The sequence below is a fragment of the Blastococcus aggregatus genome (assembly GCF_900221005.1).
Lineage (GTDB): Bacteria > Actinomycetota > Actinomycetes > Mycobacteriales > Geodermatophilaceae > Blastococcus > Blastococcus aggregatus.
This window is the reverse complement of record NZ_OBQI01000004.1, coordinates 452,282-470,022: the sequence shown is the minus strand read 5'-3', so window position 1 is coordinate 470,022 and position 17,741 is coordinate 452,282. Positions and strand designations below refer to the sequence as shown.

Here is a 17,741-nt window from a genome sequence, read left to right as displayed (position 1 = left end):
GGTCAGGCGCACGGGGCGGGCTCGGGCAGCTCGGGGGTCTCGGTGCCCTCGACCTCGCCGGCCGTGGACTCCCACGCCTCGATGTAGGCGTCCTCGTTCTCCTGCAGCGTCTCGTTGATGAACTCGCAGAAGGCGACGTCGCCCTTGGTGATGCCGATGCCGTAGGGCTCCTCGGTGAACTGCTCGCCGACGAGCTTGAAGGCGCCGTCGGACTCGGAGACGAAGCCGAGCAGGATGACGTTGTCGGTCGTCACGGCGTCGACCTGGCCGTTGCGGAGCGAGTCGGCGCACTGCGAGTACTCGTCGAAGAGCACCAGCTGGCCCGGGTCGGCCAGGTAGGGCTTGATCTGCTCGGCCGGCGTGGAGCCGGTCACGGAGCACACCTTGGCGTCCGGGTTCTCCTTGAGGGAGTCCGGCCCGTCGATCTCGTCGTTGTCCGAGGCGACCATGATCTGCTGCCCGGCCTCGTAGTACGGCCCGGCGAAGGAGATCCGCTCCTTGCGCTTGTCGTTGATCGTGTAGGTGGCGACGACCATGTCGACCTCGTCGCCCTCGATGACGTCCTCGCGGACGGAGGAGGGGGTCTGCACCCACTCGATGTCCTCGGGCGCGATGCCGAGCGCGCCGGCGATGATCTTGGCGACCTCGACGTCGAAGCCCTCGACCTCGCCCTCGAGGTTCTCCAGACCGAAGCCGGGCTGGTCGAACTTGGTGCCGACGCGGAGCGTGCCGGCCTCGGCGATCTCGGCCATCGTGGTGCCCGCCTCGAACTCGGGGGCCTCGGCGACGGTGGGCTCGGCGGCGCTGTCGTCGGCGTCGTCACCGCAGGCGGCGGCGGTCAGGGCGACGACGGACAGGGCGGCAACCAGGGCGGTGCGGCGGAACTGCATGGGTTCGGTCCTCTCGCTGGATGGTGCTCGGTGGTCAGTGGGTGAGGATCTTGGAGAGGAAGTCCTTGGCCCGGTCGGAGCGCGGGCTGGTGAAGAACGTCTCGGGCTCGGCGGTCTCGACGATCCGGCCGCCGTCCATGAACACGACGCGGTTGGCCGCCCGGCGGGCGAAGCCCATCTCGTGGGTGACCACGACCATCGTCATGCCGTCCTTGGCGAGCCCGACCATCACGTCGAGGACCTCGTTGATCATCTCCGGGTCGAGGGCCGAGGTGGGCTCGTCGAAGAGCATCACCTTGGGCTCCATGGCCAGGGCGCGGGCGATGGCCACCCGCTGCTGCTGACCGCCGGACAGCTGCGCCGGGTACTTGTCGGCCTGGCTGGCGACGCCCACGCGCTCGAGCAGCTCCCGCGCGCGCCCCTCGGCCTCGGCCTTGGGCTTCTTCCGCACCTTGACCGGGCCGAGCGCGACGTTCTCCAGGACCGTCTTGTGCGCGAAGAGGTTGAAGCTCTGGAACACCATGCCGACGTCGGCCCGCAGGCGGGCGAGTTCCTTGCCCTCCTCGGGCAGCCGGCCCCCGTCGATGGTGATCTCGCCCTTGTCGATGGGCTCGAGCCGGTTGATGGCGCGGCAGAGCGTCGACTTGCCCGAGCCCGAGGGGCCGATGACCACGACGACCTCGCCGCGGTCGATGGACAGGTCGATGTCCTGGAGCACGTGCAGTTCGCCGAACCACTTGTTGACGCCGGACAGGCGGACGAGAGGCTCTCCGTTCGGACGGCTGGTCACCCCGGGGACACTAAAGCCGGATGGTCTCGTATCCCGAACCGTGGGATCACGAAGCGGTAACGAACGCCTCGAATTCCCCCGGCCGGGGCATCGGCGATCGGCCCGGACGGCCCCTGGCGGGCGCGCCGTACCCTCGCTCCTGTCATGGAGAGCGCAGCGATGAGCCCCGAGCGCACCTACCGGGTGCGCACCTACGGGTGCCAGATGAACGTGCACGACTCCGAGCGGCTGTCCGGGCTGCTGGAGCAGGCCGGCTACCGCGCCGCCCCCGAGGGGGACGACGCCGACGTCGTCGTCCTCAACACCTGCGCGGTGCGGGAGAACGCCGACAACCGGCTCTACGGCAACCTCGGCCACCTGCGCCCGGTGAAGGACGCCCGCCCCGGCATGCAGATCGCCGTCGGCGGCTGCCTGGCGCAGAAGGACCGCGGCGAGATCGTCCGGCGCGCACCCTGGGTCGACGTCGTCTTCGGCACGCACAACGTGGGCTCGTTGCCCGCGCTGCTGGACCGGGCGCGACACAACGCCGAGGCGCAGGTGGAGATCGTCGAGTCGCTCGAGGTCTTCCCCTCGACGCTGCCGGCCAAGCGGGACTCGGCCTACTCCGGCTGGGTGTCGATCAGCGTGGGCTGCAACAACACCTGCACGTTCTGCATCGTCCCGGCGCTCCGCGGCAAGGAGAAGGACCGCCGCCCCGGCGAGATCCTGGCCGAGGTGCAGGCACTGGTGGACCAGGGCGTGCTCGAGGTGACGCTGCTCGGGCAGAACGTGAACGCCTACGGCGTGGAGTTCCGCGAGCGGGGCGCGTTCGCCGACCTGCTGCGCTCCGCCGGCCGGATCGAGGGCCTGGAGCGGATCCGCTTCACCAGCCCGCACCCCCGCGAGTTCACCGACGACGTCATCGACGCGATGGCCGAGACCCCGGCGGTGTGCCACCAGCTGCACATGCCGCTGCAGAGCGGTTCGGACGACGTCCTGCGCCGGATGCGCCGCGGCTACCGGCAGGAGCGGTACCTCGGGATCATCGACCGGGTGCGGGCCGCGATGCCCGACGCGGCGATCACCACCGACATCATCGTGGGCTTCCCCGGCGAGACCGAGGCCGACTTCGAGCAGACCCTCGAGGTCGTCCGGCAGGCGCGGTTCGCCAGCGCGTTCACCTTCCAGTACTCCAAGCGCCCCGGGACGCCGGCGGCCGAGATGGACGAGCAGCTGCCCAAGGCGGTCGTCCAGGAGCGGTACCTGCGGCTGACCGCGCTGCAGGACGAGATCAGCCTCGCTGCGAACCGGGCCCAGGTGGGCCGGCAGGTCGAGCTGCTCGTCGCCGCGGGCGAGGGCAGCAAGGACGCCGCCACCGGCCGGCTCTCCGGCCGCGCCCGCGACGGTCGCCTGGTGCACTTCCGGGTGGGCGGGGAGATCGGCGCCGGCATCCGCCCGGGCGACGTCGTCGAGACGGTCGTCACCGACGCCAAGCCGCACTTCCTGGTGGCCGACGGCGCCCTGCTGTCCCACCGCCGCACCGCGGCCGGAGACGCGAGCGAGGCCGGCACCCGCCCGACGACGCCGGGCGTCGCGCTGGGCATGCCCGCCATCGGCGTCCCCGAGCCGCTGCCGGTGCTCGCCAGCGGCTGCTGAGCCCTCCGACGACGACGCCCCCGCACCGGAACTCCGGGCGGGGGCGTCGTGCGCGGGGAATGCCTAGCGGCGAGCGGACTTCTCGGCCTCGGTCAGCCACTCGCGGCGGGTCGCCAGGTTGGCCTGAGCCTCGTCGATCCGGCGCTGGTCACCGGCCGCCTCGGCCTTGGCCAGCTGCTCCTCGGCCTTGGTGACCGCGGCGCGCATCGAGGTGACCATCGGGTTCTCCGCAGCGACCCGCGGGCGTCCGGCGTCGGCGGCGCCGCGCACCTTCTCCTCCACGGCCTGCATGCGGTCCTCGAGCTGGCGCATGGCCCCGCGCGGGACGTGCCCGACGGCGTCGTAGCGCTCCTGGAGCTTGCGCAGGGCGTTCTGGGCCCCGCGCAGGTCCTTGGACGGGTCGAGCCGCTCGGCCTCGGCCAGCAGCTCCTCCTTGAGCTTCTGGTTGGCCGTCTCCTCGCTCGTGCGCGCCTTGTCCGAGTCGGCGCGGGCGGCGAAGAAGACGTCCTGGGCGGCGCGGAACTGCTTCCACAGGTCGTCGTCGCCGTCCCGGCCGATGCGTGGCACGGCCTTCCAGCGGTCCATGAGCGAGCGCATCGCCGCGCTCGTCGGACCCCAGTCGGTGGAGGCGGCGAGCCGCTGCGCCTCCTTGATCAGCTCCTGCTTGGCCGCGCGGGCCTCGCCGCGCTGGGTGTCCAGCTGGGCGAAGTGCGCCCCCCGGCGGCGGCCGAAGGCGTCCCGCGCGGCGGCGAAGCGGGTCCACAGCGCCTCGTCGGTCTTGCGGTCGATACCGCGGATCGTCTTCCACTCCTCGACGATGGCCTTGAGCCGGTCGCCGGCGGCCTTCCACGACGTCGACTCCGCGGCGATCTGCTCGGCCTCGGCGGCGAGCGCCTCCTTGCGGGCCACCTGGGCGGCGCGCGCGGCGGCCTTCTCGGCCCGGGACTCGGCCGCGGCCGAGTCGGCGGTGCCGACCATCGCGCGGGCGCGGGCGGCCAGGCCCTCGAGGTCGCCGACCGCGGCGGCGGTCGGGATCGACTCGGCCAGCGTCTGGGCCTTGTTCTTGATCTCCGCCGGGTTGCCGGTGTGCGCCTTCAGCCGCGCCTCGAGCAGCGTGACCTCGGTGGCGAGGTCGTCGAACCGGCGGGCGTAGTGCGCCAGGCCGGCCACGGGCTCGCCGGCCTGCCAGGAGCCGACGGCGCGCTCGCCCTCGGCGGTGCGGACGTACACGGTGCCGTCCTCGTCGACCCGGCCCCACGAGGACGGGTCGCTGACCGCTCCGGCCGTGGGGGCGATCGACGCGGGGGAGGGCACCGCCGGTGCGGGGATCGGGGACGCGGGTCCGGCCGAGCCCGGGGCGGGCGGGGTCTCGGCGTCCGGAGCCGCTGTCGCCTGCTCGGCAGCCGGTTCCTCGGCAGTCGACGCCTCGGCGGCAGGCGCCTCGGGCGCCGTCGCCTCGGTCGCCGTCGCCTCGGTCGCGGCGGCCTCGGGACCGGGCGGCGGGACGGCTGCCTCGGGAGCCACCGTCTCCAGCGTCTCCGCCGCCGGGACCGCCACCTCGGGCGCCGCCTCCGGCGTCACTGCCGCCGGTACCTGTTCCACCTCCGCGCTCGCTCCGTCGGGAGTCTCCACAATCGGTGGAGTGGCCTGCTGCGCCCCGCTGCCGGGGTTGTCCGTGCTCGACACTCCGGCAGTGTCCCACGTCGCATCGGCGACACTGCTGGATGTGAGTGCCGATCCCCGGAGGCCGCCGGTCCCGTTCGCCCCCGACGGGGTCACCGTCGCCTTCTGCCCTGCTCCGCCGCTGCTGGTGCCCGCGGTCGAGGGGCGGCCCGACGCCGACACGGCTGCCCTGCGCCGCGCCTGCGCCGACGCGGTGTCCGCGATGCTCGCCGTCGCGCCCGGGGTGGTCCTCGTGGTGGGTGTCGGTGCGCCGCCCGGCGTCCGGTTCGGCGACGGGGACGCCGGCGACCTCCGCGGTCTCGGCATCGACGTCGAGCTGCCGTTCGCCGGCGGGGTGCGGCCCGGCGGTCGCCGGCTGCCGCTGCCGCACCTGCTGGGCGCGTGGCTGCTCGACCAGGCGGGTTACGCCGGGACGCGCGTGGGCGTCGGCCCCGACGACCTGCCCGGGCTGGTGCGCTCCCTCCCCGGAGCCGTCGGGGTGCTGGCGATGGGGGACGGGTCGGCCCGGCGCAGCCTGAAGGCGCCCGGCCACCTCGACCCGGCCGCCGAGCCCTTCGACGACGCCGTCGCCCGGGCGCTCGGGCGCGGGGACGCCGCCGCGCTCGCCGCACTGGACGAGGAGGAGGGGCAGCGGCTGCTGGCGGCGGGCGTGCCCGTCTGGCGGGCCGTCGGCAGCGCGCTGGCCGACCGGGCCGTCGTCGCGCACCTGCACGCCGCCTCCGCCTCGTTCGGGGTCGGCTACCTCGTCGCCGACTGGGCGGCGCGGTGAACGGACCGCCTCCGGTGATCGCGGTGGTCGGGCCCACGGCCACGGGCAAGACCGCGCTCGCCGTCCAGCTCGCCCGGCGGCTCGGTGGCGAGGTGGTGAACGCCGACTCGATGCAGCTGTACCGCGGCATGGACATCGGCACCGCCAAGCCCGACGAGGCCGAGCGCGGTGGCGTGCCGCACCACCTGCTCGACCTGTGGCACGTGCGCGAACCGGCGTCGGCGGCCGAGTACCGGCAGCGCGCGCGGGCCGAGATCGACCGGCTCCGCGCCGCCGGCGTCGTCCCCCTGCTGGTCGGTGGGTCGGGGCTCTACGTGCGGGCGGTCCTCGACGAGCTGGACTTCCCGGGCACCGACGCCGCCGTGCGGGCCCGGCTGGAGGCCGAGCTGGCCGAGCAGGGTCCGGCGGCGCTGCACGCCCGGCTGGCTGCGGTCGACCCGGCGGCGGCGCAGGCGGTGCTGCCCGGGAACGGGCGGCGGATCGTCCGGGCGCTGGAGGTCGTCGAGATCACCGGTGGCCCCTTCCGCGCCACGATGCCCGAGCCCGTACCGCACTACCCGGCGGTGACGCTGGCCCTGGACCGCGACCCGGTCGAGCTGGACGAGCGGGTCGCGCGGCGGGTGGACCGCATGTGGGCGGCCGGTTTCGTCGCGGAGGTGGCGGCGCTGGCCGCCGAGGGGCTGCGCGAGGGGCCGACGGCGTCCCGCGCGTTGGGCTACGCGCAGGTGCTCGCCCAGTTCGACGGCACGCTGACCGAGGACGAGGCGAGGGAGCGGACGGTGGTCACCACCCGCCGGTTCGTCCGCCGGCAGCGCTCGTGGTTCCGCCGCGATGGGGCCACCACCTGGCTCGACGCCGGCCGGCCCGACCTGCTCGACGCCGCGGCCGCGGTGATCGCCGACCGTACGATCGGCCGGTGACCGCCACCCCCCGCGTGCTGATCGGGCACGGGACCGAGAACGACTTCGTCGTGCTGCCCGACCCCGACGGTTCCGGATGGGCCGGCGAACGCCTGGACGCCGCCATGGTGCGCCGGCTGTGCGACCGCCGCGCCGGACTCGGGGGCGACGGCGTCCTCCGCCTGGTGCGCAGCGCGCACGTGCCCGACGCCGCCGACGTCCTGGGGCCGGAGCTCGCCGCCTGCGAGTGGTTCATGGACCACCGCAACGCCGACGGCTCGTACGCGGAGATGTGCGGCAACGGCATCCGGCTGTTCCTCCACGCGCTGATCGAGGAGGGGCTGCTCGACCGGGCGGCCTGCACCGACGGAGTCCTGGTCGGCACCCGTGGTGGTCCGCGCCGGGTGGGGGCGACGGCGGACGGCGCCTACTGGGTCGACATGGGTCCGGCCACCGAGTTCGGGCACGGCTCGGCCGAGCTCGACGGGCGCACGTTCTCCGGGCGGGCGGTCTCGATGGGCAACCCGCACCTGGCGTCGCTCACCGACGTCGACGTCGACACCCTCGACCTGAGCCGCGCGCCGCGGTTCGACGCGGAGCTCTTCCCCGAGGGCGTCAACGTCGAGCTGGTCAACGTGGTCGAACCGGGCGCGCACATCCGGCTCCGGGTGTTCGAGCGCGGAGTGGGGGAGACCCGCTCCTGCGGCACCGGCGCCTGCGCGGCGGCGTACGCGGCCCTGGCCGACACCGGCCGGACCGAGGGAACGGTCCTGGTCGACGTCCCCGGGGGTCGCCTGTCGGTGCAGGTCGACCCCCGGACGACGGTGCTCACCGGCCCCGCGGTGCTGGTGTCGGCCGGCGTGCTGTGCCAGGAGTGGCTCGGGGCCTGAGCCCCGGGCCGGTTCGTTCCGTCAGACGCGGTCGTCGTCGTCCGTCGGCGACTCCGGCATCATCGACTCGCCCTCGGTGCCGGGGCTGCCGGTCGGCTCGCCCCGGCCGCTGTCCTGGTCGGGCCCACCGCCCATGGGGTTGCGCGGCGGGCCGCCGATGCCCTTCGGGTCCCGGCCGGGATCGTCCAGCTCGCTGTTCTTCCCCAGGCTGCTCGATCCGCTTCCGCTCATGACTGCTCCTCGTGACGGCGATGTCTGACCCACCCCCGCTACCCGGCAGCGGCGAGGAGCACTCGTGGCTGCGCCGGTGGAGGCGGTGGCCGCGGCCGCGGTCCCGGGATGGACTCGCAGGGGTGGCGTGTTGTACCGGGCGATGACAACTCAGGTGCTACCTGCCGCAGACCGTGCCACGCTGGAGACGATGACGACCGCCGCGAACACCCCCGTCGAGGAGCCGACCGCTGCCTCGACCCGCTCCGCCCCCGCCGCCGACGCACGGCGGGTGGAGAAGGACGAGACCACCGGCTCCTACGCCCTCGAGGCGCGCGGCGCGCTGCGCCGCGTCGCCGGGCTCGGTACCGAGCTGGCCGACGTCACCGAGGTCGAGTACCGGCAGCTGCGTCTCGAGCGCGTGGTGCTGGTCGGCGTCTGGACCGAGGGCACGCAGGTGGACGCCGACCGTTCGCTGGCCGAGCTCGCCGCCCTGGCCGAGACCGCCGGCTCCGAGGTCCTCGAGGCCGTGAGCCAGCGCCGGGACAAGCCGGACGCCGCCACCTACGTGGGCTCGGGCAAGGCGAACGAGATCCGCGACATCGTCGCCGCGACCGGCGCCGACACCGTGATCTGCGACGGCGAACTGACCCCGGGCCAGCTGAACCAGCTGGAGAAGGTGCTCAAGGTCAAGGTCGTCGACCGGACGGCGCTGATCCTCGACATCTTCGCCCAGCACGCCACCAGCCGGGAGGGCAAGGCCCAGGTCGAGCTGGCGCAGATGCAGTACATGCTGCCGCGCCTGCGCGGCTGGGGTGAGTCGCTGTCCCGTCAGGCCGGTGGCCGGGTCGCCGGCGGTGGCGGCATCGGTACCCGCGGCCCCGGTGAGACCAAGATCGAGACCGACCGCCGGCGGATCCGGGCGCGGGTGAGCAAGCTGCGCCGCGAGATCGCCGGCATGGCGACGGCCCGCGCGACGCAGCGCAGCAGCCGCGACCGGAACGCGACCCCGAGCGTGGCGATCGCCGGTTACACCAACGCCGGGAAGTCCAGCCTGCTCAACCAGCTCACCGGGGCCGGTGTGCTGGTCGAGAACGCACTGTTCGCGACCCTGGACCCGACCGTGCGCCGGGCCGAGGGGCCCGACGGCCGGGAGTACACGCTCACCGACACGGTCGGGTTCGTCCGGCACCTGCCCCACCAGCTGGTCGATGCGTTCCGCTCGACGCTCGAGGAGGTCGCCGCCGCCGACCTGCTGCTGCACGTGGTCGACGGCTCCGACCCCGACCCGCTCGGCCAGATCAACGCGGTGCACGTCGTGCTCCGGGAGATCGACGCCTCCGCGGTCCCCGAGGTGATCGTCGTGAACAAGGTCGACGCCATGGACGAGGAGGCCATCCTCACCCTCCGCCAGGCGCTGCCCGGCGCGGTGTGGGTCTCGGCGCGGACCGGTGCCGGGATGGACGGGCTGCGGGAGCTCATCGCGGCCCGGCTGCCGCACCCCGACGTGGACGTCGACGTGCTGGTGCCCTACGACCGCGGCGATCTCGTCGCCCGCGTCCACCGGGACGGCGAGGTGCTCGCCGAGGCGCACGAGGCCGCAGGCACCCGGCTCACCGCTCGGGTCGACGGGGCCCTGGCCTCGGCGCTCGAGGAGTTCGCCGCGCCGGTGGTCTGACCGACGGCGCTCCGTCCGGCTCGGTCAGGTCACGGCGAGGTCACGGCCCGGTACGGTGAGCCGGTGACAAGCGGCGTGGTGCACGACGCCGGCCTCCGGGGGAGCACCTCCGGGGCGCCGGTGGGACGGCCGTCGTGGTGGCTGATGCTGGCCGCGCTCGTCGTCGGCGGGCTCGTCACCGCGGATCTGCTGGCCTCCGGCACCTCCGAAAGCCTCGACATCCGCGTCTCGGAGATCGTGAGCGACTGGGGCCTGGCCGATTCGGCCGTGTACCCGCTGGTCTGGCTGGTGACGCAGCTGGGCGGTCGGGTGACCATCCTGGTCGTGCTCGCCGGGTTGGTCGGCTATCTCGCCTGGCGGCGGCGCACCGTGCTGCCGGCGCTCCGGGTGCTGGTCGCCCTCGCCCTGCTCACCGGCGTCGTCTACGCGCTGAAGTACGGCACCGGCCGGACCGCCCCGGGCTATCCGGGGAGCTACTTCTTCCACGACGACGGCGCCTCCTTCCCGTCGGGGCACGTCGCGAACGCGGTGCTCATGTGGGGCGTGGCCCGGTGGCAGGCCGTGGAGTACGGGCTGCCGGCCCGGATCCAGCGCCTCTTCTGGTGGCTGAGCGTCGTCGGCCCGGTCCTGACGGGCCTGTCGATGATCTCGCTGGACTTCCACTGGGTCACCGACGCCGTCGTGGGAGCGGCCGTCGGCATCGTGTTGCTGGGCGTGGTTCACGCACTCGACGCAGTCGTTCTGTCACGCTGGGTTCGTGCCCGAGCAGGCCGAGCGACCGCCTAGCGGCTCCGGAGGACGGCGCACCACGCGAGCGGTCCGACTCGGCGTGGTCGTCCTCCTCGGTCTCGGCCTGCCCGCCGCCGGCGCCGGAGGTGCCGCGGCCGAGGAGCCGGCGGCACCGTCGGTCCGGTGCACGGTCACCGACCCGGCGCTGGCCGAGATCTCGGGCCTGGTCGACCTCGGCGAGCGCATGCTGGTGATGAACGACGGCGGTGACCGGCTGAGCGTCTCGGTTCTGGACGCCGGGTGCCAGGTGCTCGAGGCGCGCAGTGCGGCCGTAGACCCGTACGACCCGGAGGATCTCGGGCTCGGCGCCGACGGCACGCTCTGGCTGGCGGACGCCGGCGACAACACCGCCATCCGCTCGACGGTCGCCCTCCTGGCGCTGCGACCCGACGGCTCGGCGGGCGTGCACCGGCTCAGCTATCCCGACGGCGCGCACGACTCCGAGGCGCTGCTGCTGGCCCCCGACGGCACGCCCTACCTGGTCACCAAGGACGTCCTCGGGTCCAGCGGCGTGTACCGGCCCACCGGCCCGCTCTCGGTCGATGTCACCGTTCCGATGGAGCGGGTCGCGACGGTCAACATGACGCTCACCGGCACGCCCGGCGGCCCGGTCGGCCGGGCGGGCCAGTTGCTGATCACCGGGGGAGCGGTGGCCGGCGACGGCTCCGCGCTGGCCCTGCGCACCTACACCGATGCCTACGTCTGGCCGCTCACCGGCTCGGACGTCCCCGCGGCGCTGGCGGGCACACCGGTGCGGGTGCCGCTGCCCGACTCGCCGCAGGGCGAGGCGATCAGTTTCACGACCGACAACCGGCAGCTCGTCGTGGCCGGCGAGGGCGTGCCCGGGGACGTCGTCGTGGTGCCGATCCCGGCGGGGACGTTGCCCGCCGCGGCGGCGACCTCGGGCGGCCCGGTGCCGACCCTGACCGAGCTCACCAGCTCAGGACGCTCGGCGGTGACGTCCGCGCTCATCGCCGCGGCCGTGGCCACCGTCGTCGTCTGGGTCGGCGGCCTGGTGCGCCGCCGGTCCACGCCGTGACCCGCGCCGGCTGACGCTGCCGCCGGCCCGGGTCACGGAACCGCTCAGAGCCTCCGCAGCACCGAGACGACCCGGCCGAGGACCGTGGCGTCATCGCCCGGGATCGGCTCGTACGCCGGGTTGTGCGGGAGCAGCCAGACGTGACCGTCGCGCCGCTTGTAGGTCTTGACGGTCGCCTCGCCGTCGATCATCGCGGCCACGATCTCGCCGTTCTCCGCCGTCGGCTGCTGGCGGACGACCACCCAGTCGCCGTCGCAGATCGCGGCGTCGACCATCGAGTCGCCGGCCACCTTGAGCATGAACAGCGTGCCCTCGCCGACGAGCTCGCGCGGGAGGGGGAAGACGTCCTCCACCGCCTGCTCGGCGAGCACCGGGCCACCGGCGGCGATCCGGCCGACCAGGGGCACGTAGGTGGGGGCGGCCAGCGGCTCGTCGGTTCCGGCGGCCTGCTCCGGGAGCGGCGCCGCGGGACGGGAGGTGTCGCCCGGCAGGCGGACGTCGAGGGCGCGTGGGCGGTTGGGATCGCGCCGCAGCCAGCCCTTCTTCTGCAGCACCGAGAGCTGGTGGGCCACCGAGGATGCCGAGGAGAGGCCCACGGCCTCGCCGATCTCGCGCACCGAGGGCGGGTAGCCGCGGCGGTCGATGGAGTCGCGGATGACCTCCAGCACGCGGCGCTGCCGCTGGGTGAGCCCGTCGCCGTCGGCGCCGCGGTCGGGGAAGGCGCGCACCGACGCGGTGCCGCCGTCGCTCTCCGGTTCGGCCGTCGCGCTGCGCGTGCGCCGGCCGCCCGACGTCCCGCTGGTCTCCGCCACGTCTCCTCCTCGCGGGCTGCCGGTGCAGCCGTGCTGGTTGCGTCGGGAGAACCGTAGCGCCGATCGCCCCGGCTTTCAAACAGGTGTTCGAAGAAAGTCTCGCGTCGGGGTCGCTTCTGTCGGAGGCGTCCGGTAGACATCGCACAGACGTTCGATTCGAACAGTCGTTCGAACGCGGGTGCACCGGTCGGTGGGTCGGGAGGAGTGGTCATGGGAAGCGTGGCGCAGGCCGTGGTGGAGTTCGACGAGGCGGTGCAGGCGCCCTGGCGTCCGCCGCTGGCTGATGGGGTCGGCCGGCGCGGGCAGCTCCGGGCGGTGCCGGACCCGGCGCGGCGGCCGGGTGTCGTTCGAGCGGGCGCGGGTCGTCGCCCCGCGGGCTTCGAGGTCCACGGCCGCCGGCCTCCGCTGCCGAACACCCGGCGTCCGTCGCCGGCGGGTCCCGGCCCGCGCCGGCCGGTTCCGGCCTGTTCGCCCGAGTTCGGCGTGGCGCCCGGCCTCCGGCTCACCCGGCGGGCCCGGCGGCTCGGGGTGGTGCTCGGCCTGGCCATCGGGGTGGTGGTCGGATCCTGGGTGGGCTCGGTTGCCTCGGGCGGGGGAGACGGACTCCGGCTGGCGGGGGAGAGCAGTGTCGTCGTCGAGCAGGGCGACACCCTGTGGTCCATCGCGGCCACGGTCGCCGGGAGCGGGGACGACGTCCGCGCGGTCATCGCCGAGATCCGCGAGCTCAACGGGTTGGCGAACGCCTCCCTGGTGCCGGGCCAGACCCTCGTCCTGCCGTGACGCGGGCTGCTCCGCCCGGGAGTCGGTCGGGCGCCAGGGGCACACCTCTCCAACCCGAGGCCGCGAGTTCGTCAACCCTCAGTCCGCCCGCCTTCACGCAGAGTGGTCACCCGAGCGCTTACGGTCGTTGCGTGTCAGGCCCCATGGACAGTCGCGCCGCTGTGTTCACCAGTTCCCCTCAGTCCGTCGAGGTCTACCAGGCGGGCACGTGGTGGGCGGGCGAACTGCTGGGCTGGCGGCACGATGCCTCGGGGACCTGTCAGATGTGGGTCCGCGTCGTCGTGGGCGGCGTCGAGGAGACGGCCTGGATCGACCTGACCGCACTGCGCCTGCCGGACACCGACGCCTCGCCGGCCGTCGCGGCCGGCCGGATCGACGACCGGGTCAAGCAGGTGCTCCCGCCGGCCCAGGCGATCTCCGCGCTGCGCGGCCGGGTCGTCGGCTCCGACGCGGCGACCACGGCCGCGCTGCCGATGATCCGCGACGAGGCCCCGGCGCCCGCGGTCGCCGAGCGACGCACCGGCCGCCGTCGCGCCCCCGAGGAGGCGCCGGTCGGCGCCGCCCCGGTCGCAGCCGCCCCCGTCCGGACGGTGCCCGCGGCCGGGGCAACCGCCTCCGCCGGGCGGCACCGCGCCCCGGACGACGAGGGCCGGCACCGCGCCGCCGACACCGCGGTCTTCGCCGCGGTCACCGACGCCACCGACCAGTTCCCGGCCGTGGAGCCCGAGCCGGCTCCCGAGCCGCGTCGCACGGCGGCGCGTCCGCACGTCGGCGCCGGCTGGGTGGTCCCGGCCGCCCGCACGGCACGTCCGGAGGAGTCCTACGGCCGTGCCGAGGTCTGCACCGGGCGCATCGACGTGGAGCCGGACCTGCTGACCCGTCCCATGCGGCTGAGCGACCTGGCGCCGTCCTCTCGTCGCCCGCGGCTGAGCGGCTCCCGCTCCGCCTGATCGGTTCCGGGGACCGTCCGCGCGCGCCCCGACCGGCGCGTCGCCGGGCGTGTCGTGTGACTGCTGGGAAGCCCTGTTCCTGGGGGTGACGGCAGGGTCAGGGCGGAACACGCCGACGGTGGCAGCTCTTGCACATCTAGTGGGGCCAGGCTTAGGGTTCCACTAGATCTAGTAGTTACAGAGCTGTAAGCCTTGTCCACAGGCTGGTCCTCAGGTTCTCCCCGCGGCGTCCACCGGATGTCCCCAGGAGGGTCCACAGGGGTCCTCCCGGACGAGGAGTCGCCGAAGGAGGTGGACCGCGATGCGTTGCCCGTTCTGCCACAACCCCGACAGCCGGGTGATCGACTCGCGGGAGGCCGACGAGGGGGCCACCACCCGTCGTCGCCGCTCGTGCCCCCAGTGCGGCCGGCGGTTCACCACCGTCGAGGAGGCCGTCCTCGCCGTCGTCAAGCGCAGTGGCGTGAGCGAGCCGTTCAACCGCTCCAAGGTGGTCGCCGGAGTCCGCCGGGCCTGTCAGGGCCGGCCGGTCGACGAGGACCAGCTGGCGTTGCTGGCCCAGCAGGTCGAGGACACCATCCGGGCGAGTGGTGCGGCCGAGGTGCCGAGCCACGAGGTCGGGCTGGCCATCCTGCGGCCCCTCCGGGAACTGGACGAGGTCGCGTACCTGCGCTTCGCCAGCGTCTACCGCGCCTTCACCTCGGTGGCCGACTTCGAGAAGGAGATCGCCGAGCTGAAGGCCCGCACCACCGGGGGCGTCGATCCCGCGCCCGGCCCTGCCGGCGGCTCCGCCGGCACCTGAGAACTGTCAGACCCTCCGGCTAGACATCAGTCAGAGCACACCGATCGCGGCTCTTCCCCAGCCCTCCGATCTCCCTCGCACGACACATCCAAAGCCAAGACCAGGGAGCTCCACACCATGACCGAGACCGACGACCGCTTGGCCGGGACCCGCGCGCGGCGCACCCCCAAGGCGCCCAGCCGCAAGGGCCTCAAGATCAAGCGCGTCTTCACCACCGCCGGTGTGCACCCCTACGACGACGTGACGTGGGAGCGCCGCGACGTCGTCATGACCAACTGGCGCGACGGCTCGATCAACTTCGAGCAGCGCGGTGTCGAGTTCCCCTCCGAGTGGAGCATCAACGCCACCAACATCGTCACCACGAAGTACTTCCGCGGCGCCGTCGGCACCCCGCAGCGCGAGACCAGCCTGCGCCAGCTCATCGACCGCGTGGTGCTCACCTACGGTGCGGCCGGTCGCGAGCACGGCTACTTCGCCAGCGAGGGCGACGCCGAGATCTTCGAGCACGAGCTGACCTGGATGCTCATGCACCAGTACTTCAGCTTCAACTCGCCGGTGTGGTTCAACGTGGGCACGAGCTCCCCGCAGCAGGTCAGCGCCTGCTTCATCCTCGCCGTCGACGACGAGATGGACTCGATCCTCAACTGGTACCGCGAGGAGGGCCTGATCTTCAAGGGCGGCTCCGGTGCCGGCCTCAACCTCTCCCGCATCCGCTCCTCCAAGGAGCTGCTCTCCTCGGGTGGCACGGCCTCCGGCCCGGTCAGCTTCATGCGCGGCGCCGACGCCTCCGCCGGGACCATCAAGTCCGGTGGCGCCACCCGCCGCGCGGCGAAGATGGTCGTCCTCGACATCGACCACCCGGACATCGAGGAGTTCATCGAGACCAAGGCGCGCGAGGAGGACAAGATCCGCGCGCTGCGCGACGCCGGCTACGACATGGACCTCGGCGGCAAGGACATCACCAGCGTCCAGTACCAGAACGCCAACAACTCCGTCCGGGTCTCGGACGAGTTCATGCGCGCGGTGGACGAGGGTGCCGAGTTCGGCCTGCGCGCCCGCATGGACGGCTCGGTCATCGAGACCGTCGACGCCAAGACGCTGTTCCGCAAGGTCACCCAGGCCGCCTGGGAGTGCGCCGACCCGGGCATCCAGTACGACGACACGATCAACGACTGGCACACGAACCCCGAGACGGGCCGGATCAACGCGTCCAACCCCTGCTCGGAGTACATGAGCCTGGACAACAGCTCGTGCAACCTGGCGTCGCTGAACCTCATGAAGTTCCTCAAGGACGACGGCACCTTCGACTCCAAGAACTTCATCAAGGCCGTCGAGCTGGTCATCACCGCGATGGACATCTCGATCTGCTTCGCCGACTTCCCGACCGTGCCGATCGGCGAGACGACCCGCGCCTACCGCCAGCTGGGCATCGGCTACGCCAACCTCGGCGCGCTGCTCATGGCGACCGGCCACGCCTACGACTCCCGCGGTGGCCAGAGCCTGGCCGCGGCCATCACCTCGCTGATGACCGGCACCGCCTACCGTCGCTCGGCCGAGCTGGCCGGCATCGTCGGCGCCTACGACGGCTACGCCCGCAACGCCGACGCCCACGCCCGGGTCATGCGCAAGCACTCCGCGGCCAACGACGCCATCCGCCCGGTGGGTGCCGACGACGCCGACGTGCTCCGTGCGGCCACCCAGCAGTGGCAGGACTGCCTCGAGATCGGCGGCGAGAACGGCTGGCGCAACGCCCAGGCCTCGGTGCTCGCCCCGACCGGGACCATCGGCTTCATGATGGACTGCGACACGACCGGCATCGAGCCGGACTTCTCGCTGGTCAAGTTCAAGAAGCTCGTCGGTGGCGGCTCGATGCAGATCGTCAACCAGACGGTGCCGCGGGCGCTGCGCAGCCTGGGCTACCAGGAGGAGCAGATCGAGGCGATCGTCGAGTACATCGCCGAGCACGGCCACGTCGTGGACGCGCCGACCCTGCGCCCCGAGCACTACGAGGTCTTCGACTGCGCCATGGGCGAGCGGGCCATCTCCCCGATGGGCCACGTCCGCATGATGGCCGCGGTGCAGCCCTTCATCTCCGGCGCGATCAGCAAGACGGTCAACATGCCGGAGACCGCGACCATCGAGGACGTCGAGAAGATCTACTTCGAGGGCTGGAAGTCCGGCCTCAAGGCGCTGGCGATCTACCGCGACAACTGCAAGGTCGGTCAGCCGCTGTCCGGCGGCAAGGGCAAGAACGACGGCACCAAGGACGAGGTCAAGGTCGAGGCGACCGTCTCGGCCGCGCTCTCGCACCCGGTCCGCAAGCGGCTGCCGAAGAAGCGGACGAGCGTCACCACCTCGTTCAGCGTCGCCGGCGCCGAGGGCTACATGACCGCGGGCATGTACGAGGACGGCAGCCTCGGTGAGGTGTTCCTGAAGCTCGGCAAGCAGGGCTCGACCCTGGCCGGGGTCATGGACGCCTTCTCGATCGGCATCTCGCTGGCGCTGCAGCACGGTGTGCCGCTGGAGACCTACATCTCCAAGTTCACCAACATGCGCTTCGAGCCGGCCGGCATGACCGACGACCCGGACATCCGGATCGCGCAGTCGGTGATGGACTACATCTTCCGTCGCCTGGCGCTGGACCACCTGCCCGTCGACAAGCGGGCCGGCCTCGGCATCTTCACCGCCGAGGAGCGGGCCGCCCAGGTCGCCGGCTCCTACGGCTCGTCGGCCAGCACCACGGCCGTGGCGGAGGAGGACGAGGTCGACCTGGAGGAGCTCCGCGGCTCTGCGCCGATCGAGACCGCCAAGGTGGAGGAGAAGGTCACCCCCTCCGGCCCGAAGTCGGTCAAGGAGGCCCACTCCTCGGCCGAGCTCCTCGAGCTGGTCACCGGCACCGCCACCGACGCGCCGCTGTGCATGACCTGCGGCACGAAGATGCGCCCCGCCGGCAGCTGCTACGTCTGCGAGGGCTGCGGCTCCACCAGCGGCTGCAGCTGATAGCGAGTTGCACGGTTCTGTCACCGGAGTTGCACGGTTCTGTCACCGCGATTGCAGCATTCTGTCACCGATAGTTGCAGCGGAATGACACCGGTAGCAGGGCGAAAGTAAGAGGGCGGGCGACCGGA

Annotated in this window: 16 protein-coding genes; 11 read left to right on the top strand and 5 right to left on the bottom strand. The window is 73.1% G+C overall.

Going from position 1 to position 17,741, the window contains the following annotated elements; all coding sequences use genetic code 11:
• Nucleotides 1–2: 2 nt before the first annotated feature.
• Both CRP29_RS15510 and CRP29_RS15505 read right to left on the bottom strand, forming a co-directional pair.
• Nucleotides 3–890 carry a glutamate ABC transporter substrate-binding protein gene (locus CRP29_RS15510; RefSeq protein WP_097195943.1) on the bottom strand — a complete coding sequence of 296 codons (888 nt, stop codon included), beginning with the start codon at nt 888–890 and terminating at the stop codon, nt 3–5.
• Between the two features lie 34 nt (nt 891–924).
• Nucleotides 925–1,680 carry an amino acid ABC transporter ATP-binding protein gene (locus tag CRP29_RS15505; protein WP_097195942.1) on the bottom strand — a complete coding sequence of 252 codons (756 nt, stop codon included), beginning with the start codon at nt 1,678–1,680 and terminating at the stop codon, nt 925–927.
• Nucleotides 1,681–1,824: 144 nt separating this feature from the next.
• Between CRP29_RS15505 and miaB the strand changes: the two genes are divergently transcribed.
• Nucleotides 1,825–3,315, top strand: coding sequence for a tRNA (N6-isopentenyl adenosine(37)-C2)-methylthiotransferase MiaB (miaB, locus tag CRP29_RS15500; RefSeq protein ID WP_097195941.1), 1,491 nt, complete (start codon nt 1,825–1,827; stop codon nt 3,313–3,315).
• Nucleotides 3,316–3,378: 63 nt separating this feature from the next.
• Here the strand turns inward: miaB and CRP29_RS15495 are convergent, their stop codons facing one another.
• Nucleotides 3,379–4,917: a DUF349 domain-containing protein gene (locus CRP29_RS15495; protein ID WP_245852845.1), complete on the bottom strand. Its 1,539-nt coding sequence runs from the start codon at nt 4,915–4,917 to the stop codon at nt 3,379–3,381.
• Between the two features lie 124 nt (nt 4,918–5,041).
• Here CRP29_RS15495 and CRP29_RS15490 point away from each other — a divergent pair, with 124 nt between their 5' ends.
• From CRP29_RS15490 to dapF, 3 genes are read left to right on the top strand one after another with little or no spacing between them, the layout of a single operon-like run.
• A complete protein-coding gene (locus CRP29_RS15490) occupies nt 5,042–5,767 on the top strand; it encodes a class III extradiol ring-cleavage dioxygenase family protein (protein WP_097196029.1) in 726 nt (241 codons plus the stop codon).
• Nucleotides 5,764–6,687, top strand: coding sequence for a tRNA (adenosine(37)-N6)-dimethylallyltransferase MiaA (miaA, locus tag CRP29_RS15485; protein WP_217991617.1), 924 nt, complete (start codon nt 5,764–5,766; stop codon nt 6,685–6,687). Before CRP29_RS15490 ends, miaA begins: the two co-directional genes overlap by 4 nt.
• Nucleotides 6,684–7,556 (top strand): diaminopimelate epimerase, encoded by an 873-nt coding sequence (gene dapF, locus CRP29_RS15480; RefSeq protein ID WP_097195939.1) that lies wholly within the window; start codon nt 6,684–6,686, stop codon nt 7,554–7,556. The genes miaA and dapF overlap by 4 nt, the downstream gene beginning before the upstream one ends.
• 21 nt (nt 7,557–7,577) lie before the next feature.
• Here the strand turns inward: dapF and CRP29_RS15475 are convergent, their stop codons facing one another.
• Nucleotides 7,578–7,787: a hypothetical protein gene (locus tag CRP29_RS15475; RefSeq protein ID WP_097195938.1), complete on the bottom strand. Its 210-nt coding sequence runs from the start codon at nt 7,785–7,787 to the stop codon at nt 7,578–7,580.
• Nucleotides 7,788–7,977: 190 nt separating this feature from the next.
• Here CRP29_RS15475 and hflX point away from each other — a divergent pair, with 190 nt between their 5' ends.
• The 3 genes from hflX (at nt 7,978) to CRP29_RS15460 (ending at nt 11,272) form a co-directional block, all read left to right on the top strand.
• Entirely contained in the window at nt 7,978–9,444 is a 1,467-nt protein-coding gene (gene hflX / locus CRP29_RS15470; RefSeq protein ID WP_097195937.1) for a GTPase HflX, read from the top strand.
• Nucleotides 9,445–9,507: 63 nt separating this feature from the next.
• On the top strand, nt 9,508–10,230 hold the full coding sequence (locus CRP29_RS15465) for a phosphatase PAP2 family protein (protein WP_245852843.1): 723 nt from the start codon (nt 9,508–9,510) through the stop codon (nt 10,228–10,230).
• Complete coding sequence (locus tag CRP29_RS15460) at nt 10,202–11,272, top strand: hypothetical protein (RefSeq protein WP_097195936.1); 1,071 nt, start codon at nt 10,202–10,204, stop codon at nt 11,270–11,272. Before CRP29_RS15465 ends, CRP29_RS15460 begins: the two co-directional genes overlap by 29 nt.
• 44 nt (nt 11,273–11,316) lie before the next feature.
• Here the strand turns inward: CRP29_RS15460 and lexA are convergent, their stop codons facing one another.
• On the bottom strand, nt 11,317–12,084 hold the full coding sequence (lexA, locus tag CRP29_RS15455; RefSeq protein WP_097195935.1) for a transcriptional repressor LexA: 768 nt from the start codon (nt 12,082–12,084) through the stop codon (nt 11,317–11,319).
• A 210-nt stretch (nt 12,085–12,294) separates the two neighbouring features.
• Here lexA and CRP29_RS15450 point away from each other — a divergent pair, with 210 nt between their 5' ends.
• The 4 genes from CRP29_RS15450 (at nt 12,295) to CRP29_RS15435 (ending at nt 17,613) form a co-directional block, all read left to right on the top strand.
• Nucleotides 12,295–12,864 (top strand): LysM peptidoglycan-binding domain-containing protein, encoded by a 570-nt coding sequence (locus CRP29_RS15450; RefSeq protein ID WP_097195934.1) that lies wholly within the window; start codon nt 12,295–12,297, stop codon nt 12,862–12,864.
• 131 nt (nt 12,865–12,995) lie between these two features.
• Nucleotides 12,996–13,814: a hypothetical protein gene (locus tag CRP29_RS15445; RefSeq protein WP_141437151.1), complete on the top strand. Its 819-nt coding sequence runs from the start codon at nt 12,996–12,998 to the stop codon at nt 13,812–13,814.
• Nucleotides 13,815–14,115: 301 nt separating this feature from the next.
• Nucleotides 14,116–14,613, top strand: coding sequence for a transcriptional regulator NrdR (gene nrdR, locus CRP29_RS15440; RefSeq protein WP_097195932.1), 498 nt, complete (start codon nt 14,116–14,118; stop codon nt 14,611–14,613).
• Nucleotides 14,614–14,730: 117 nt separating this feature from the next.
• On the top strand, nt 14,731–17,613 hold the full coding sequence (locus tag CRP29_RS15435; RefSeq protein WP_097195931.1) for a vitamin B12-dependent ribonucleotide reductase: 2,883 nt from the start codon (nt 14,731–14,733) through the stop codon (nt 17,611–17,613).
• The last annotated feature ends 128 nt before the right edge of the window (nt 17,614–17,741 follow it).

Coding starts and splice junctions, on each gene's coding strand:
- CRP29_RS15435 (WP_097195931.1), top strand. CDS start 14,731: ATGACCGAGACCGACGACCGCTTGGCCGGGACCCGCGCGCGGCGCACC.
- CRP29_RS15475 (WP_097195938.1), bottom strand. CDS start 7,787: ATGAGCGGAAGCGGATCGAGCAGCCTGGGGAAGAACAGCGAGCTGGAC.
- CRP29_RS15510 (WP_097195943.1), bottom strand. CDS start 890: ATGCAGTTCCGCCGCACCGCCCTGGTTGCCGCCCTGTCCGTCGTCGCC.
- nrdR (WP_097195932.1), top strand. CDS start 14,116: ATGCGTTGCCCGTTCTGCCACAACCCCGACAGCCGGGTGATCGACTCG.
- CRP29_RS15450 (WP_097195934.1), top strand. CDS start 12,295: ATGGGAAGCGTGGCGCAGGCCGTGGTGGAGTTCGACGAGGCGGTGCAG.
- miaB (WP_097195941.1), top strand. CDS start 1,825: ATGGAGAGCGCAGCGATGAGCCCCGAGCGCACCTACCGGGTGCGCACC.
- hflX (WP_097195937.1), top strand. CDS start 7,978: ATGACGACCGCCGCGAACACCCCCGTCGAGGAGCCGACCGCTGCCTCG.